Genomic DNA, 16,523 nt, shown 5'->3' with positions numbered 1-16,523 from the left:
GCGTCGAGCCGGACGACCCAGCGGCGCCGGCCCCCGGGCAGCGGGAACGATTCGACGACGCCGTCGGGTTCGAGGGCGATGATCGCCTCCTCGCGCACGCTGCCGAGGTCGGGCCCGTCGGCCATGACGTAGTGCCCGGAGCCGGGGCGACGGCGCCAGCCGATGCCGAGCTGCGCCCGCGAGCGGCTGCGGACTCCGTCGGCGATCACCGCGTAGCGGGCGCCGAGGTGGAGCCCGCCGGTGCCGGCGAGCACGACGCCGGCACCGCGTTCCCGCACGAGCCTGACGTCGTGGCCGCGGCGCAGGGCGCCCGGGGCGATGTCGGCGAGGCGTTCGGCGAGCAGGCGTTCGGTTTCGCGTTGCGGCAGCGACCGCACGGGTCCGGAGAAGCCGATGCCGCCGAGGCGCCGACCGCGGCAGACGACGGCGCCGGAGCGGATGGGGGCTGCTGCGGCATCCACCGCCTCGCCGAGGCCGACGGCGGCGAGCGCGGCGAACCCCGGCGGGTGGATGCCGATCGCACGCGAGTGCGGGCTCAGCGTCGTGCGGCGTTCGATGACGGCGATCTCGAGGCCGTGCCCGGCGAGCAGGCAGCCGGCGAGCAGCCCGACCGGCCCGCCGCCGACGATCGCGACGTCGCAGCTCGGGCCCGGCTCAGGCATCCCGCACCGCCTCGAGCCGTGACGGGAACCCGGCCCGGACCCGCCAGCCCGCCGGCAGCACGGCGGCGAGCTCGGCGGGAGTGAAGCTGCGCCGGATGGAGGTGAGCCCGTCGGCGCGGATGAACGAGCCCGCGAGCAGCGTCGCCTCGAACGGGGCCGTCGCCGCCGCGAACGCGAGGTGCCCCCAGCGGCTGCGGGCGATGTCGGCGTGCACGATCACGCCGCCGGGGCGCACGAGGCGCTCGGATTCGGCGAGCAGCGCCCCGAGCGCGGCCGCGTCGAGGTGGTGCAGCACATGGTTCGAGATGACGATGTCGAAGGTTTCGCCGGCGTCGGCGAGCTCGCGGCTCGTGACGCGGCGGTAGGCGACGCCGGGCGCCGGATGCCGTTCAGCCCAGGCGATCGCACGCGAGTCGGGGTCCGCGGCGACGATATCGAGGGCGAATCCGTCGGCGGCTGCGCGCCGGGCAAGAACGCGGGGCAGGTCGCCGCCGCCGGTGCCGATGTCGAGCAGTCGCAGGGGCGTCGTGCCCGGGTGGATGCCCTGGCACGCCGATGGGTTCGACGGGCGATCCCGCCCCGCCGCCGATTCGGAGATCGCCACGGATTCGGATGAATCGAGCGGTATCCATCCGGAACCGTGGCGATCTCCGGAACCGTGGTGCGCCGGGTGCGCCGGGTGCGCGGGGTCCGCGGGGTGGATGCCGAGCACGGGGTGCGCGGGATGGATGCCGTCGGGCACCGCCTGACCGACGCTCGGACCAGACCGGCCTGGCCGGCCCGGCCCTCGGGCCGCCACCGATTCGGAGATCGCCACAGATTCGGATGAATCGAGCGGCATCCATCCGGAACCGTGGCGATCTCCGGAACCGTGGTGCGCCGAGTGCGCGGGGTGTGCCGGGTGCGCGTGGTGCGGCGGCCGCGCGGGGTGCGCCGGGTGGATGCCGCGCGCGGGCTGCGCCGGGCGGATGCCCTGGCGCGCCGCGAGCCGGGGGCGGATCTCCCGCCGGTACACGGCGCCCCAGCCGGAGACGAACGCGTTGACGAGGCCGAAGCGCGCGTAGGTGCGTTCGAGGGCGGCCGGATCGGCGTCGGCCGCGTCCATGAGTTCGACCGCGTCGGCGTCGCGCGTGCGGAGCGGCGGCCACACGGCATCCACGGCCCGCATTGCGAGACTCGCCGTGCGGGCGAGGCGGCCGGCGGATGCGCCCGGCCGCCGCCGCCCCGCCGGCTCGCTCACGCCCGCACCGTCATGAGCCCCGTCTCGACGGTGAGACCCGGCCCGAAGGCCATCGCCGCCACGCGGTCGCCGTCGGCGACGGGGCGCGCCCGCGGCACGGCGGCGTCGGGCGCCGCCCCGGCATCCGCACCCGCGGTCGCCCGCGGCATCCACCGCACCCGAGCCCTCGCCGCCGCCGCTCCCGTCGAGCACCGCCCGCAGCACGAAGAGCACGGTCGCGCTCGACATGTTGCCGTAGTCGCGCAGCACCGCGCGCGGCGGTGCGAGCTGCTCGGGCCGCAGCGCGAGCGTCGACTCGACGCGGTCGAGGATGCTGCGCCCGCCGGGGTGGATCGCCCAGTGCCGCACCTCGTCGGCCGCACGCGTGTCGGCGAGGGCCGCGGCGAGCGCCGGTTCGCCGGCGAACAGCGGTTCGAGGGCGGGGGTGATGTATTCGTCGATGATCGCCGGCACCGCGTTCGAGAGCACCATCTCGAAGCCGTGGTCGCCGATGCGCCAGGCCATGTCGCCCTCGCCGACGGGCGTGATGCGGGTCTCGAAGCGGTCGAGCTGCAGGGCTTTCTCGCCGGGTTCCGGCGGGCGGGCGGTGACGATGCCGGCCGCGGCCCCGTCGGCGAAGAGGGATGCGGCGACGATCGAGTCGGGGTCCTCGGAGCTGCGCAGGTGCAGGGTGCAGAGTTCGGCGCTCGCGACGAGGACGACGGCGTCGGGGTCTGCGGCGACGAGCTGCGCGGCGAGCCGGAGGGCGGGCATCGACGCGTAGCAGCCCATGAATCCGAGGTGGAAGCGCTGCACCGAGGAGTCCAGCCCGAGCTCCCGCACGAGCATGAAGTCGGGGCCGGGCGCATAGAAGCCGGTGCACGACACGGTGATGATGTGGGTCAGATCGCCCGGGTGGATGCCGGGGGTCGCCGCGATCGCGGCCCGCGCGGCGTCCGCGTACATCCGGGTCGCGTGTTCGGCGTAGAGGTCGTTGCGGGCGGCGGTTCCGGGCGAGAGCAGCAGCCCGATTGCGCGATCGAAGAAGAGGGGTTCGCCCGGCGCCTCGCCGCCGAGTTCGGCGAGCACGGTGCGGCGGGTGCGGATGCCGGAGGCGTCGAACGCGGTCGTCACGATGCGCTGGGCGAGGCGCCCGAGGCCCGGCTGGTCGCGGAACACATCGCGCACCTCGTCCTGCACGAGCACCGTCGGCGGGACGACGGTGGCGATGCCTCGGAGCAGTGCGGCCATCAGCGCCCCTCCGGCGGGGTGATCGTGTGCGTGGTGCCGGCGGCCGCCTGCACGACCACGAGTTCGGTGGGCGCCTTCGGCTTGAGGCGGCCGAAGAGCCAGACCATGGTGATGCCGAGGGCGCACCAGATGCCCATCGAGATCATCGACCAGGAGAATGCGGCGGCGAGCGCGTCGGCGTCGGCCCAGCCGGCATTCGTGCGGCGCATGTCGACGCCGGCGTACACGGAGGCGATGATGGCGGTCATCACGGCCGAGCCGACGTAGCGGGCCATGTTCGAGATGCCGGAGGCGGCGGCGACCTGGCGGGGTTCGACGCAGGAGGTCGAGATCGACGAGCACGGTCCGTTCTGCAGGCTCATGCCGACGGCGAGCGCGATGAGGGGCACGACGAAGAGGGCGTACCCCCAACCGGCGTGCACGAAGGCGAGCACGATGCACGCTGCCGTCATGATGACGAACCCGACGCCGATCGTGGTGCGTGCCCCGATCTTGGCGACGATCGGGGTGATGAGCGGCGAGAGCACTACGGCGGCGGCCGCGACGGGCAGGGTCGCCAGGCCCGCCTGGAAGGAGTCCATGCCGAGCGCGTCGGGGTCTTGGAAGTACGGCTGACGACGTACATGATCGCGTTGATGGTGCCGGCGCCGAGCAGGATCGACAGGGTCGCGCCGACGAGCACCCGGTTCTTCAGCAGTTTCAGGTCGATGAGCGGGGCCTTCACGCGTCGTTCGACGAGCACGAATCCGATGGCGGCGGCGACGGTGATCGCGAAGCAGAGCAGCGTCGGCAGCGACAGCCAGCCCCACACGTCGCCGTTGGTGAGGGCGAAGATGAGCGGAGCGAGCACGGCGGCGATGAGCACGGAGCCGGCGAAGTCGATGGATCGGGGCCGGTCGGGGTCGTTGGATTCGGCGACGGCGGCGAGGGCGACGGGGATGCAGGCGGCGCCGATGGCGGCGTCGATCCAGAACAGTCCCTGCCAGCCGAGGGTGGATGCCAGCAGGCCGCCGACGAGGGGGCCTGCGGCCGCGCCGACGGCCGAGGCCGCACCCCAGAGGGTCACGGCGCGCAGTTGGGCTTTGCCGGTGTTCGCCGCGGAGATGAGGCTCATGCCGCAGGCGAGGATCGTGGCGCCGGCGGCGCCCTGGATGCAGCGGCCGGCGATGACGGTGATGCCGTCCTGGGCGAGGGCGATGAGCACGCAGGAGCCGACGAAGAGCACGAGCCCGCCGAGGAAGATCTTGCGGCGGCCGAAGACGTCGCCGAGGGATCCGGCGGTCACGATGACGGCGGCGCCGACGAGGGAGTAGCCGGTGACGGCCCATTGCAGGGTGGTCGCCGGGGTGCCGGTGTCGTCGGCGATCGCGGGGATGAGGATGGCCACCGCCGAGGTGTTGGCGTTCACGACGAGCGCCGAGATGCACGTCGCGATGAGCGCCCCCATGGCGTTCCGTTTCGCCGTCGCCGTCTGTTCGCTCACGTGGTCCCCCCGACTCGTGCGCCTGTCTGGAACGTACCCCGGACGGGGTGGGCGGTCAATGGATTGCGAGCACGATGAGGCCGCCGCCGTGAACTCCGCCGCAAGCGCAGCGCCCGCCCGGCATCCGCCCCCGCCCTCACCGGCGAGGCCGCCGCCGGCCGCTGACCCGCCTGCTCCGCAGCCTGGCAAATCTACGACGAACGCCCCGCGAACCTACGACGGGCTCGCATCGGCGCCGCGAGCACGACGCGCCGACTCACCCCGCGAGCCGGCTCGCCGCGAGCCGATTGAGCGAGACCTGCTGCTCGGCCGCATCGATCGCGAGCCGCCGGTGCACCTCGGGGGGCACGCGCACCATGAACTTGCCCGAGTAGGAACGATCCGCCAGCGCCTCGGGCGGCATCTCCCCCGAGTCGCGCATGTCGTCGAGCACTTCCGCCACGAGGTCCCGGATGCCCTGGAACGCTTCTGCCTGATCCTCGGCGAGCCAGGACAGCGAGGGGAATTCGGCGACCGTGCCGACGAACTCGTCGTCCTCGGCCGACCAGCGCACCCGGTAGGTGTAGTGATCTGCGTTCACGATGCCTCTCCTTCCAGCTTGTCGATCGCGGCGAGCACCTGCCGTACCTGGTAAGGCTTCGCCGATCCGTGGTCGTTCTGGATGTTCACTCGCGGGTCGCCTCTCCACGGCATCCGATACACGCGATGCGAGGTGCCCTGCTGCCGGGGTTCTCCGAAGTAGTGATCGCATACCTTCGCGAGGTCCGCGAACCGGATTCCCTTCGGACTGTTCCGCATCTTGCTCAGCAGCGTCGCAATCCCCGGCATGCAAAGATGATATCACTATTGATACTGCAATCGGGATCACCCCCTGGCAAAGCTACGACGAACACTCCGCGAACCTACCGAACACCCCCTGGCAAATCTACGACGGACGCCCCGCGAAACTACGACGGGCGGATAGGGTGGCCCCATGGAGCTCATCAAGCGCCACATCACCGGCTTCGCCGAGGAGGTCCTCGACGCCTTCCCGGCAACCGTCATCCAGGGCGCACGCCAGGTCGGCAAGTCGACGCTCGCCGCGGAGCTCGGCGCCACCCGCAACGCCCGGTTCTTCACCCTCGACGATGAACGGACCCGGGCCGCCGCCGTCGAAGACCCGGAAGGGTTCGTCAATCAGCACCCCGACGGCCTCACCGTCATCGACGAGGTGCAGCGCCTGCCATCCCTGACCCTCTCGATCAAGGCCGCCATCGATCGCGACCGCAGGCCGGGGCGTTTTCTGCTCACCGGCTCGAGCGACCTCCTCCGACTCGCCGGCCAGAGCGACAGTCTCGCGGGTCGGGCGGTCACCGTTCGCCTCCGACCGTTCTCGCAAGGCGAGATCCGCGGCGTCCACGATGATTTCGCCGCACGCTTCCGCGCGGGCATCCCGTTCTCCGACGTGACGACGGAAGTCGACCGCGCCGCATACGCGCAGATGATCGTCACCGGCGGTTACGCGAACGTCCAGGGGCTCACCCTGAAACTCCGCGGCGCCTGGTTCGATGCGTACGCGGAACGGCTCGCGACCCGCGACGCCCCCGAAGTCGCCGGCATCACCGATCCGAGCCGACTCGGCTCCCTGCTCCGTCTCCTCGCCGCGAACCAGGCCGGCGAACTCGTGAAGGCTCGCCTCGCGCGGGCGGCCGGCATCCCTCCGACCTCGATCACGGCGTACCTCGATGCGATCCAGACCCTCTATCTCATAGACGTGCTTCGCCCGTTCACCGCGAACCTGACGAGCCGTGAAGTCGGCCGAGTGAAGGCGTCGGTCGCGGATTCGGGACTTGCCGCCCGCCTCTCGCACGTCACCGCGGCACAGCTGCTCCCGATCGACGGCACCGCGAACCATCTGGGCGGCCTCCTCGAAGGGTTCGTCGTCGGGGAGCTCCTGAAGCAACGGTCGTGGTCGAGCGAGGAGTACGAGCTCTCGCATTACCGAACCCGCGACGGTCATGAAGTCGATCTCGTGCTCGAGTTCGCCGACGGGCAGATCCTCGGTCTCGAGGTGAAGGCGGGCGAGACGTTCCGGCCCGACCACTTCTCGGGACTGAGAACGCTGCGCGACCGGCTCGGCGATCGCTTCGCCGGGGGAATCGTGCTGAACACCGGCAGGACCGGGTACCGCTTCGCCGAACGGCTCTGGGGATTGCCCGTCTCGGCCCTCTGGGAACCCCTCCCCTCTTGACGCGCCACCGCCCCACCCGGTTACCTGAGAACGACGGCGTGGGGGCGCCGACCGAGGGGGGACGATGGCCCAGGGCATCTCGAGTGGAGAGGCGCTCGCGACGAACGCCTACCGCTACTATTTCCCGCTCGTGCGCAACCTCGGGCAGGTCGAGCGCTTCGTGACCACGGGGCTCGACGCCATGCCGCCGGCCCGCTTCAACGCCTTCTCGCACGCGCGCGGGCTCGCCGGCCCCGCCGACGACACCCCGCGCTCGATGGCGCAGCTCGACCTCTCCGTCGGCCCGCTGCTGCTCGACGTGCCCGCCGCCGGCGACCGCTATTTCGTACTGCAATTCGTCGACGCCTGGACGAACGACATCGCCTACCTCGGCACCAGGAGTTCGGGTGCGGATGCCGTGAGCGCCGTCATCCTGCCGCCCGGCCGCACCGGGCCGCTGCCGGCCGGCGCCCCGGCCGATGCGATCGTCATCCCGGCATCCACCGGCATCGTCTCGATCGTCGGCCGATACGCGTGCGACGGCCCCGCCGACCTGCCGGCCGTGCACGCACTGCAGGAGCAGCTCGTGCTCTCGCAGCTGCGCGAGAGCTTCGCCCCGGCGGCAGGCATCGCCCTGCCCGAGGAGGTGGATGCCGAGCTCACCTTCTGGGAGCAGGCGCGCTGCTGGTCGCTCGCCTACCCGCCGGCCGAGCACGACGTCGAGTACGCGCTGGCGTTCGCCGACCTCGGGCTGGTCGATGCCGACTCGCCGTTCCCGCAGCTGGATGCGCCGACGCGCCGATTCCTCATCGCCGGCGCCGAGGCGGGCCGCTTCGCGGTCGAGACCGCCGTGCAGGACGCATGGGCACCCGGCATCCACGCCCACGACTACAACGTGGACTTCTTCGGCCCGGGCACGATCGACGCCCCCGAATGGCGCATCGACGACCCCGAGGCGCGCTTCACCGCCCGCGCCGTCGCCGCCCACGCCGACCTCCGGGGCGCGCACGGGTACGAAACCGAGTACGCGCGCGAGCACCGCGCGCCGCACCGGCCGGCCGGCCCGCCCGCGGCGGCCGCGCCGGCATCCGCACCGGCATCCGCACCCCCGCCGGTCTCGACGCAGCCGTTCTCGGGCTGAGCGCCCCGCCGCACCCCCTGGACCCGGGCCGGGCGTTGCACTAGATTCGCGAGTGAGCGCTCGGGGGAGCGCACGCGGAGCCCGGCTCCGCACGGGGGGAGAGCACCATGAGCTTCTGGCAGAGTTTCTGGGACGTCATCTGGTGGTTCCTGTGGGCGTTCGTCTTCATCGCCTACCTGTTCGCCCTGTTCGCGGTCATCATCGACCTGTTCCGCGATCAGAAATTGAACGGGTGGTGGAAGGCCGTGTGGATCATCTTCCTGATCTTCGTGCCCTTCCTCACGGTGCTCGTCTACCTCATCGCGCGCGGATCCGGCATGGCCGAGCGCAGCGCGAAAGAGGCCGGTCAGGCGCAGAAGGCGACCGACGACTACATTCGCGACGTCGCCGGATCGAGCCCGTCGGACGAGATCGCCAAGGCCAAATCGCTGCTGGATGCCGGAACGATCACACCCGAGGAGTTCGCCTCGATCAAGGCGCACGCCCTCAGGCGCACGGGCACGCCGGCCTGAGGCCGCGGGCGCTGCCGCACGGCGGCCTGGGTCTCGATACGGCCGCGAGCGGCCTACTCGACCGGCGGTCGTCGGTCGAGTAGCGGCGTATCGAGACCCGGCGGTGCCGTCGGTCGAGTAGCGAGCGCCAGCGAGCGTATCGAGACCCGGCAGTGCGGTCGTCGGCGGGTCTCGATACGGCCGCGAGCGGCCTACTCGACCGGCGGTCGTCGGTCGAGTAGCGAGCGCAAGCGACGCGATCGTCGGTCGAGTAGCGAGCGCCAGCGAGCGTATCGAGACCGGCTGCCGCGGCCCCACGGCATCCACTCGCCGCCCGCGCCTACCCGTCGGTCGGGTCGAGCACCTCGAGCATCGAGCCCTGCACGAACCCGGCCCACTCGTAGGCGGCGCGCAGATAGTCGTCGCGGCGAGTGTCGCCGTCGATGGCCACGACCGTGTCTTCGTCGAGTCCGACGCGTTCGGCGAGGATGAGGCGCAGGTCGGTGAGGAAGGTCAGCCAACCCCATGCCTGCGATTCGTCGAGCACGATCTCGACGCCGTCGGCCTCCTCGTCGAGCGAGGTCGCATCCCGCACCGCCTGCGCCGCCTGGCGTTTGCCGTCGAGGAGCCCGTCGCGCGTGTACCGGGCGAACTCGGCGGCGGCCTCGCGGTCGTCCGGGTAGGCGTTCGGCAGCAGCCGGCCGAGGGCGGGGTCGTCTTCGGCGCCGAGCAGCAGCACCGAGTCGACCTGGTCGGCGAGTTCCGACAGCAGCAGCGCCTCTTCGGATTCGAGGACGAGCTTGACGCCCTCGCCTCCGGGGCGCGTGGCGACGATCATGATCCGCTCCGCTGCAGGGTGGCCTGCAGGCCGTAGCCGTGCATGGCCTCGACGTGGCGTTCCATGGCCTCGCGGGCGCCGGTGGCGACGACGGCGCGGCCCTCGTGATGCACGCACAGCATGAGGCGTTCGGCTTCGTCGGCGCCGAATCCGAAGTAGCTGCGGAAGACATAGGAGACGTAGGTCATGAGGTTGACCGGATCGTCCCAGACGACGACGTTCCACGGCACGGCGCGGCGGGCGGATGCCTCGGCCTCCGTCTCCACGGCTTCGAGCGTGTCGGTCACCCTTCCAGATTGACACGATTCCCCGCGCCGGGGAGCCTTTGCCGCCCCTCTTCCCCCTTTTCCCAGCCTCCCCGCGCTGCGCCTCCCCGCCGCGCCTCGCCTGCTCCCTCCCCATCTGCTCCCTCCCGTCTCTCTGCGCAATGCAGGAGCGCACACGTGTCGCGAGCGGTTCTGCCGCATACCGGGAGGCGACACGCCGTGCGGCTTCCTGCATTGCGCAGAGAGCAGGCGGGGGTGGATGCCGGGGCGCGGTGCGGATGCCGGGGCACGGCGCGGATGCCCGGGCGACAGTGCGGATGCCGAGGCACAGTGAGGATGCCGGGGGCGATGCCCGGGGCGATGCCGGGGCACGGCGCGGATGCCCGGGGCGCGGCGAGCCCCGGGCCCCCTCAGCGAGCGCGCGTCGAGGCGGTGACGGTGAACTTCGCGTTGCGCGCGATCTGGCGGGTGGGGCCCACGATGCGTTCGAGCCGGCCGCGGTAGCGGAGGTGCGAGTTCCAGACGCACCAGAGCTCGGCGCCGGGCGCGAGGGCACGGGCGGCTTCGGCGAAGAGGTGCTCGGCGATCCCCTCGCTGAGGGCGGCGCCGGAGTGGAAGGGCGGGTTCAGCACGACGAGCCCGGCCGCGCCGTCGGACAGGAACTCGAGCCCGTCGGCGCGGTGCACCTGCACCTCGACTCCGTTCGCGGCGGCGGTCTCGCGGGCGGATGCGGCGGCGGCGGCCGAGCGATCGCCGGCGACGACGTCGAACCCGCGGCGGGCGAGCCATGCGGCGACGATTCCGGTGCCGCAGGCGAGGTCGACGGCGGGGCAGGGCCGTGCCCCGGCATCCATCGCGTCCCGGCGGCCGTCCGCGCGCCCTGCCTCGTCGCCACCATTCCCGAGATCGCCACCATTTCGGAGATCGCCACCGATTCGGATGGATTCAGCCCCATTCATCCGAATCCGTGGCGATCTCCGAATCGGTGGCGGCCCCCCGGTGTCTCCTGCGGCAGCGGGTGCCGGGCCGGGCGAAAGCGCCCCGGCATCCGGCGCCGGGCCGGGCGAGAGCGCCCCGGCATCCACTGCGGCATCGAGCTGCTCGAGCAGGAACCGCGTGCCGATGTCGACGGACGCGCCCGCGAACACGCCGCCGTGGGCGACGATCTCGAGGCCGAGGGCGTCGTCGCGGCTCCGCTTCGGCCAGGCCACGGCGCCCGGCACGGGCTCGCGCGCGATGAGCACGCGCGATTTCTGCCGGGCGAGGCTGACGTCCAGGCGCCGGAAGTGCCGGCCGAGCACCTCGTTCATCGCCGTCGTCATGTGCTTGAGGCGACCGCCGGCGACGACCGCGACGCCGGGGTCGGCATGGCGGGCGATGAGGGCGGCGAGCTCGTCGAGGCGGTCGAGGGAACGCGGCAGCCGGAGCAGCACGAGGCGCGCGCCGGCGAGCAGCTCGGGGCCGAGCGGCAGGGTGCGGATGCCGCGAGCACCGACCCGTTCGGCGTTCGCCGCGATGGCCCGCTCCCCCGTGATCGCGTCGGTATGCGCGCGAACCCCCTGCCCCGAGTGGATGCCGTGGCGCGCCGCAGCACCCGCCGCGCCCATCGCCGCCGCACCCGCGGCATCCGCCCCCGCCGCACCCGCGGCATCCGCCGCCGCTGCGCCCGCAGCACGCGCAGCATCCGCCCCCGCCGCACCCATCGCCGCCGCATCCGCGGCATCCACCGCACCCGCGGCATCCGCCGCCACCGCCTCGACGGCGCCGATCGTGAGCGCGCCGTATGCATCGTCGAGGGTCACGACCTCGTCCGGCGCAGCCTCCGCGAGCCACGGCGCGGCCTCGTCCAGGATGAGCGCGTCGGCGGCATCCCAGGCCCGCAGCCCCTCACCCTCGGGGTCGGGCCACCGCCGCAGTCGATCGAAGTCCACCCTCCGACCGTAATCGCACGCTGCCCGCGGGGTCGTCACGGCGCTCGAGGCTCCGCCCCACCCTCGGCGCCGGAATCTCTGCGCAATGCAGGATCGCGCACGGCGTGTCGCGGCGCCCATGCGGGAGACGGGGCCGCGACACGCGCGCACTCCTGCATTGCGCAGGGGGTATGGAGGCGCACAGCATGGGGGGCGCACAGCATGGGGGGCGCAGGCGGCACGAACCACGATTGGGCCAAGCTCGTGCTCGTCGACGGCGGCTGGCCGGTCACCGAGGAGAACGTCGCGGTGATCACCCGGTGGATGCGGCAGGAGAACGGCCCCGACAACTGGTGGAACCGCAACAACCCGTTGAACAACGGCTACGGTTCGGGCGGCGGTTCGGGCCTGGGCAGCTACGGCACCCTGGTGGATGCCGCCCGGTACGCCGCCGACAACCTGAAGGCGCGTTCCTTCTATACCGACATCGTCGCAGGCCTCGAACACGGCGACGACGCGGATGCCACGGCGGCGGCGATCTGGGCCTCGCCGTGGGCGTCGAGCCACTACGGCAACGGCACGCACTGGTCGACGACGCCGGTGCCGGTCGTGACCGCGCCGGCCGAAGCCTGGGGCTGAGCCCCGGCGCGTTCCGCATCCCCGAGTGGATGCCCCACGCGCCGTACGCGCGGGCGCGAACCATACCGCATCCACCCCGGAACATCGTGGCGTGATTGCGACACCGATCCACTCGCTTTGGCGGCGATGAGTCGCGCTCTCGCACGCCGTGCTGCAGATTATTGCGCCGGAAACGTGTCGGAAACGCGATTCGATCACGATCTTGCGAAGGAATCGCACATCCTCGCCACGTGTGGTTAGACTCCGATTCATCCTGCCGTGACGCAGGAACCCGACACATTCATCACTGCGATCCCTAAAGGGGGGTACCCGGGCTGTGATCAAGTACCTGTTGCGACGCACGGTCAGCTGGCTGCTGCTGATCTTCGTCGCGACCAACGTCACGTATTTCCTGGCCTGGGGATTCCTCGATCCGCGGAGCAACTACGTCGGCCGGCGCCCCCCGCTCAGCTACGACCAGATCTCCGCGATGCTCGAACCGCACAACCTGAGCGACGCCGTGCCCCTCGCCGAACGCTGGTGGACGTGGCTGACCGGCATCTTCCTGCGGTGGGACTGGGGCGTCAGCGCCGTCGGCGACTCCGTGAACGACCAGATCGCCTACCGCATGTGGGTCAGCGCCGAGCTCATGCTCGGGGCGACGATCATCATGACGGTGCTCGGCATCGGCCTCGGCGTCTACACCGCCTCGCGGCAGTACAAGCTCGCCGACCGCATCGGCCAGGCGACCTCGATCATCACGATGAACATCCCGATCATCGTCGCCGCCCTCGCGATCGTCATCATCGCGATCGACATCAACCAGGCAGTCGGCACCCGCATCTTCTACGTGACCGGGTCGGCGAACCCCGAGATCACCGGCTTCTTCCCCGCCCTCATCGACGTCCTGCAACACCTGATCCTGCCCACGCTCGCGCTCGTCCTCACCGGCTACGCGGCGACGCACTTCCTGCAGCGCTCGCTCCTGCTCGACAACATCAACGCCGACTACGTGCGCACGGCCCGCGCCAAGGGCCTGACGAAGCAGCAGGCGATCCGCAAGCACGCGCTGCGCACCTCGCTCATCCCGGTCGCCACGCAGGTCGCCTTCTCGATCCCGGCGATCTTCACGGGCGCGATCCTGACCGAATCGATCTTCGGCTGGAACGGCATGGGTCGCTACTTCATCACGACCATCGCGACGAACGACGTCCACGGCGTCGTGGCCGTCGCGGCCTTCGGCGCGGTGCTCACCGCGATCGGCGCCCTGCTCGCCGACATCGCGGTCGTCATCCTCGATCCTCGAGTGCGGGTGAGCTGACATGTCCGATATGACCACCGATCCCCTGCAGCACGGCGACACCGACGTCGCGGCGGTCCAGCCGCTCGGCGAGGGCGGCCCGTCCCCCCGCAAGCGCATGTCGAAATGGCGGCTGTACACGCGCCGTTTCATGCGGAACCGGCCCGCCGTCGCCGGCGCGATCATCTTCGTGATCATCGCCCTGTTCGCGATCTTCGGCGACCTCATCGCGCGGTACCCGTACCAGGATCTCGACTTCCTCTCGATCTCGAAGCCGCCGTCGGCCGAGCACTGGTTCGGCACGAACGACGTCGGCAACGACACCTTCGCGCAGGTCGTGCACGGTCTGCAGCGCTCGCTCATGATCGCCCTCATCGTCTCGATCGGCACGACCGTGATCTCGGCGATCATCGGCGCCTCGGCCGCGTTCTTCGGCGGGGTGTACGAGCGGGCGATGCTGCTGCTCATCCACTTCCTGATGGTCATCCCGACCTTCCTGCTGCTGTCGATGATCTCGAACGACTCGGGCGGCGACTGGCGGGTGATCGCGTTCGCGCTGATCATCATCGGCTGGTTCTTCCCGGCCCGCACGATCTGGACGCTGTCGCTGTCGATCCGCGAACGCGACTACATCGCCGCCGCCCGATACACCGGGGTCGGCGGGTTCAAGATCGTCATGCGGCACATGCTGCCGAACATCGGCTCCCTCCTCGTCATCCAGTTCACGCTCGGCGTCGTCAGCGCCGTCATGACCGAGACGGGCCTGTCGTTCATCGGCTTCGGCGTGAAGACCCCCGACGTCTCGCTCGGCTCCCTCATCGGCCTCGGCGCGAGCTCGATCACGAGTTCGCCGTGGCTGTTCTACTTCCCCGCCGGCGTGCTGACCCTGCTGACCGTCTCGATGGCGCTCGTCGCCGACGGCCTGCGCGACGCCCTCGACCCGACCTCCGCGGCTGGAGGTCGCGCATGACCGCCCCCGTCCTCTCCGTCCGCGACCTGCAGGTCACCTTCCCCTCCGAAGCGGGGCGGGTGGATGCCGTCCGCGGCGTCTCCTTCGACCTCGAGGCCGGGCGAACGCTCGGCATCGTCGGCGAGTCGGGCTCCGGCAAGTCGGTCACGTCGCTCGCGATCATGGGCCTGCTCGCAGACACCGCCCACGTCGAGGGTTCGGTGCGCTTCGACGGCAAAGAGCTCATCGGCCTCACCGACCAGCAGATGTCGCGCATCCGCGGCAACGGCATGTCGATGGTGTTCCAGGATCCGCTGACCTCGCTCACCCCCGTGTTCACGGTCGGCGACCAGCTCGTCGAGGCCCTCACCATCCACAAGGGCATGTCGAAGCGGCAGGCGTGGGCGCGTGCGATCGAACTGCTCGAGCTCGTCGGCATCCCGAACGCATCCAAGCGCGTGAAGTCGTTTCCGCACGAGTTCTCCGGCGGCATGCGCCAGCGCGTCGTCATCGCGATCGCGATGGCCAACGACCCGAAGCTCATCATCGCCGACGAACCGACGACGGCCCTCGACGTCACCATCCAGGCCCAGATCCTCGACCTGCTGCGCACCGCGCAGCGGGAGACCGGTGCCGCGGTCGTCATGATCACCCACGACATGGGCGTCGTCGCGAACATCGCCGACGACGTGCTCGTCATGTATGCGGGCAAGCCCGTCGAGCAGGCCCCGGTCGGCGAACTGTTCGCCCACACGCGGATGCCGTATTCGATCGGTCTGCTCGCCGCGATCCCGCGCGTCGACAAGTCCGAGAAGACCCCGCTCGTGCCGATCAAGGGCAACCCGCCCTCGCTCGTCGAGCTGCCGAAGGGCTGCCCGTTCGCCCCGCGCTGCCCGATCGCGATCGACGCATGCCGCGAGGCCGAGCCCGAACTGCTGCCGGTGCCCTCGCTCGTCGAGGCCGGCACGCACGTCGCCGACCACAAGGCGGCCTGCATCCGCGTCGCGGGCATCGAAGACGGCCTCATCGACGGCGAGCCGGTCTTCCCGGTGCCCGAGATCCCCGAGTCCAAGCTGACCCGCACGCCCCGCGAGGAGCGCCCGATCACCCTCGAGGTGAAGAACCTCCGCAAGGAGTTCCCGCTGCTGAAGGGCGCGTTCCTGAAGCGCCGCGTCGGCACGGTCTACGCGGTCAACGGGCTCGATTTCGACGTGCGCCAGGGCGAGACGATGGCGATCGTCGGCGAGTCGGGTTCGGGCAAGACGACGACGCTGCTGGAGATCATGGATCTCGCCAAGCAGCAGCACGGCGACATCAAGATCGGCGGCGTGAGCGTCGCCGATCTGAAGAGCCGTTCGGCCGAGCGCAAGCTGCGCCGCGACCTGCAGATCGTCTTCCAGGATCCGATGGGCGCGCTCGACCCGCGCATGACCGTCGGCGACGTCATCGCCGAACCGCTGCGGACCATCGGGATGAAGACCGACCCGGCCGGGCGCCGCGTCGACGAGCTCATGGAGCTCGTGGGCCTGAACCCCGATCACGCCGACCGGTTCCCGGCCGCGTTCTCGGGCGGGCAGCGCCAGCGCATCGGCATCGCCCGTGCGCTTGCGAGCGAACCGAAGATCGTCGTGCTCGACGAGCCGGTCTCGGCGCTGGACGTGTCGATCCAGGCCGGCGTCATCAACCTGCTCGACGAGCTGAAGGTCAAACTCGGCCTCTCCTATCTCTTCGTCGCCCACGACCTCTCCGTCGTCAGGCACATCGCCGACCGGGTCGCGGTCATGTACCTCGGCTCCTTCGTCGAATACGGCGATGTCGACGCCGTATTCGACAACCCGCAGCACCCGTACACCGAGGCGCTGCTCTCGGCGATCCCGATCCCCGATCCGGTCGCGGAACGCGGGCGCGAGCGCATCGTGCTCACCGGCGACCTGCCGAGCCCGACCGACGACAGCCCCGGCTGCAAGTTCGTCAGCCGGTGCCCGCTGTACCAGACCCTCGACGACGCGCGGAAGGCGCGCTGCGAGACCGAGACCCCGGCACTGACCGGCGCGGAGGGGGTGCACACGAACGCCTGTCACTGGAGGTGACGGGCGCCGGGCATCCACTCCGCGAACCCCCTGCACTGGCATTCCCCCCGAGAGGAGCACGAGCGAAGAGCATTGAGCGTGACCCACTGACAACAC

At 71.1% G+C, this 16,523-nt stretch carries 15 protein-coding genes and 1 pseudogene; 7 read left to right on the top strand and 9 right to left on the bottom strand.

The window, feature by feature from the left end:
* Positions 1-23: 23 nt before the first annotated feature.
* From G127AT_RS16245 to G127AT_RS08505, 6 genes and pseudogenes are all read right to left on the bottom strand, one after another.
* A pseudogene (locus G127AT_RS16245) lies at positions 24-662 on the bottom strand (FAD-dependent oxidoreductase); the annotation flags it as partial.
* Entirely contained in the window at positions 655-3,132 is a 2,478-nt protein-coding gene (locus G127AT_RS16315) for a methyltransferase domain-containing protein (RefSeq protein WP_342344033.1), read from the bottom strand. The gene G127AT_RS16315 and the pseudogene G127AT_RS16245, both read right to left, overlap by 8 nt.
* On the bottom strand, positions 3,132-3,713 hold the full coding sequence (locus G127AT_RS16115) for an MFS transporter (RefSeq protein WP_244857497.1): 582 nt from the start codon (positions 3,711-3,713) through the stop codon (positions 3,132-3,134). The genes G127AT_RS16315 and G127AT_RS16115 overlap by 1 nt, the downstream gene beginning before the upstream one ends.
* Positions 3,659-4,615: an MFS transporter gene (locus G127AT_RS16110; RefSeq protein ID WP_244857496.1), complete on the bottom strand. Its 957-nt coding sequence runs from the start codon at positions 4,613-4,615 to the stop codon at positions 3,659-3,661. Before G127AT_RS16110 ends, G127AT_RS16115 begins: the two co-directional genes overlap by 55 nt.
* 256 nt (positions 4,616-4,871) lie before the next feature.
* Positions 4,872-5,195, bottom strand: coding sequence for a type II toxin-antitoxin system HicB family antitoxin (locus G127AT_RS08510; RefSeq protein WP_210895975.1), 324 nt, complete (start codon positions 5,193-5,195; stop codon positions 4,872-4,874).
* Positions 5,192-5,443 carry a toxin HicA gene (locus tag G127AT_RS08505; RefSeq protein WP_244857495.1) on the bottom strand — a complete coding sequence of 84 codons (252 nt, stop codon included), beginning with the start codon at positions 5,441-5,443 and terminating at the stop codon, positions 5,192-5,194. The genes G127AT_RS08510 and G127AT_RS08505 overlap by 4 nt, the downstream gene beginning before the upstream one ends.
* 145 nt (positions 5,444-5,588) lie before the next feature.
* Here G127AT_RS08505 and G127AT_RS08500 point away from each other — a divergent pair, with 145 nt between their 5' ends.
* From G127AT_RS08500 to G127AT_RS08490, 3 genes are all read left to right on the top strand, one after another.
* Entirely contained in the window at positions 5,589-6,845 is a 1,257-nt protein-coding gene (locus G127AT_RS08500) for an ATP-binding protein (protein WP_210895973.1), read from the top strand.
* 64 nt (positions 6,846-6,909) lie between these two features.
* A complete protein-coding gene (locus G127AT_RS08495) occupies positions 6,910-7,965 on the top strand; it encodes a DUF1254 domain-containing protein (protein ID WP_210895971.1) in 1,056 nt (351 codons plus the stop codon).
* Between the two features lie 107 nt (positions 7,966-8,072).
* Positions 8,073-8,477, top strand: coding sequence for an SHOCT domain-containing protein (locus tag G127AT_RS08490; RefSeq protein ID WP_210895969.1), 405 nt, complete (start codon positions 8,073-8,075; stop codon positions 8,475-8,477).
* Positions 8,478-8,796: 319 nt separating this feature from the next.
* Here the strand turns inward: G127AT_RS08490 and G127AT_RS08485 are convergent, their stop codons facing one another.
* The 3 genes from G127AT_RS08485 to G127AT_RS16100 form a co-directional block, all read right to left on the bottom strand.
* Positions 8,797-9,294, bottom strand: a complete 498-nt coding sequence (locus tag G127AT_RS08485; RefSeq protein WP_210895967.1) for a DUF2017 family protein — start codon at positions 9,292-9,294, stop codon at positions 8,797-8,799.
* Positions 9,291-9,581, bottom strand: coding sequence for an ATP-dependent Clp protease adapter ClpS (gene clpS / locus G127AT_RS16105; protein ID WP_425305847.1), 291 nt, complete (start codon positions 9,579-9,581; stop codon positions 9,291-9,293). Before clpS ends, G127AT_RS08485 begins: the two co-directional genes overlap by 4 nt.
* Positions 9,582-9,970: 389 nt before the next feature.
* Positions 9,971-11,491: a class I SAM-dependent methyltransferase gene (locus G127AT_RS16100; RefSeq protein WP_244857494.1), complete on the bottom strand. Its 1,521-nt coding sequence runs from the start codon at positions 11,489-11,491 to the stop codon at positions 9,971-9,973.
* 201 nt (positions 11,492-11,692) lie between these two features.
* On the opposite strand from G127AT_RS16100, the gene G127AT_RS08470 reads away from it, so the two are divergent.
* The 4 genes from G127AT_RS08470 to G127AT_RS08455 all read left to right on the top strand — a co-directional run bounded on the left by G127AT_RS08470 (position 11,693) and on the right by G127AT_RS08455 (position 16,427).
* A complete protein-coding gene (locus G127AT_RS08470; protein WP_244857493.1) occupies positions 11,693-12,109 on the top strand; it encodes a hypothetical protein in 417 nt (138 codons plus the stop codon).
* Between the two features lie 316 nt (positions 12,110-12,425).
* Complete coding sequence (locus G127AT_RS08465) at positions 12,426-13,409, top strand: ABC transporter permease (RefSeq protein WP_210895963.1); 984 nt, start codon at positions 12,426-12,428, stop codon at positions 13,407-13,409.
* A gap of 10 nt (positions 13,410-13,419) precedes the next feature.
* Positions 13,420-14,358 carry an ABC transporter permease gene (locus tag G127AT_RS08460; protein ID WP_244857492.1) on the top strand — a complete coding sequence of 313 codons (939 nt, stop codon included), beginning with the start codon at positions 13,420-13,422 and terminating at the stop codon, positions 14,356-14,358.
* Entirely contained in the window at positions 14,355-16,427 is a 2,073-nt protein-coding gene (locus G127AT_RS08455) for a dipeptide ABC transporter ATP-binding protein (protein WP_210895961.1), read from the top strand. The genes G127AT_RS08460 and G127AT_RS08455 overlap by 4 nt, the downstream gene beginning before the upstream one ends.
* The last annotated feature ends 96 nt before the right edge of the window (positions 16,428-16,523 follow it).

The organism is Agromyces archimandritae (genome assembly GCF_018024495.1).
In the GTDB taxonomy this organism is placed as follows: Bacteria; Actinomycetota; Actinomycetes; order Actinomycetales; family Microbacteriaceae; genus Agromyces; species Agromyces archimandritae.
This window is presented reverse-complemented; position numbering and strand designations above follow the sequence as displayed.

Bases quoted from the DNA above. Each gene is read 5' to 3' on its own strand.
- G127AT_RS08500 (WP_210895973.1), top strand. From the start codon at position 5,589: ATGGAGCTCATCAAGCGCCACATCACCGGCTTCGCCGAGGAGGTCCTC.
- G127AT_RS16115 (WP_244857497.1), bottom strand. From the start codon at position 3,713: ATGGACTCCTTCCAGGCGGGCCTGGCGACCCTGCCCGTCGCGGCCGCC.
- G127AT_RS08485 (WP_210895967.1), bottom strand. From the start codon at position 9,294: ATGATCGTCGCCACGCGCCCCGGAGGCGAGGGCGTCAAGCTCGTCCTC.
- G127AT_RS08460 (WP_244857492.1), top strand. From the start codon at position 13,420: ATGACCACCGATCCCCTGCAGCACGGCGACACCGACGTCGCGGCGGTC.
- G127AT_RS08470 (WP_244857493.1), top strand. From the start codon at position 11,693: ATGGGGGGCGCAGGCGGCACGAACCACGATTGGGCCAAGCTCGTGCTC.
- G127AT_RS08495 (WP_210895971.1), top strand. From the start codon at position 6,910: ATGGCCCAGGGCATCTCGAGTGGAGAGGCGCTCGCGACGAACGCCTAC.
- G127AT_RS08490 (WP_210895969.1), top strand. From the start codon at position 8,073: ATGAGCTTCTGGCAGAGTTTCTGGGACGTCATCTGGTGGTTCCTGTGG.
- G127AT_RS16315 (WP_342344033.1), bottom strand. From the start codon at position 3,132: ATGGCCGCACTGCTCCGAGGCATCGCCACCGTCGTCCCGCCGACGGTG.
- G127AT_RS08505 (WP_244857495.1), bottom strand. From the start codon at position 5,443: ATGCCGGGGATTGCGACGCTGCTGAGCAAGATGCGGAACAGTCCGAAG.
- G127AT_RS08455 (WP_210895961.1), top strand. From the start codon at position 14,355: ATGACCGCCCCCGTCCTCTCCGTCCGCGACCTGCAGGTCACCTTCCCC.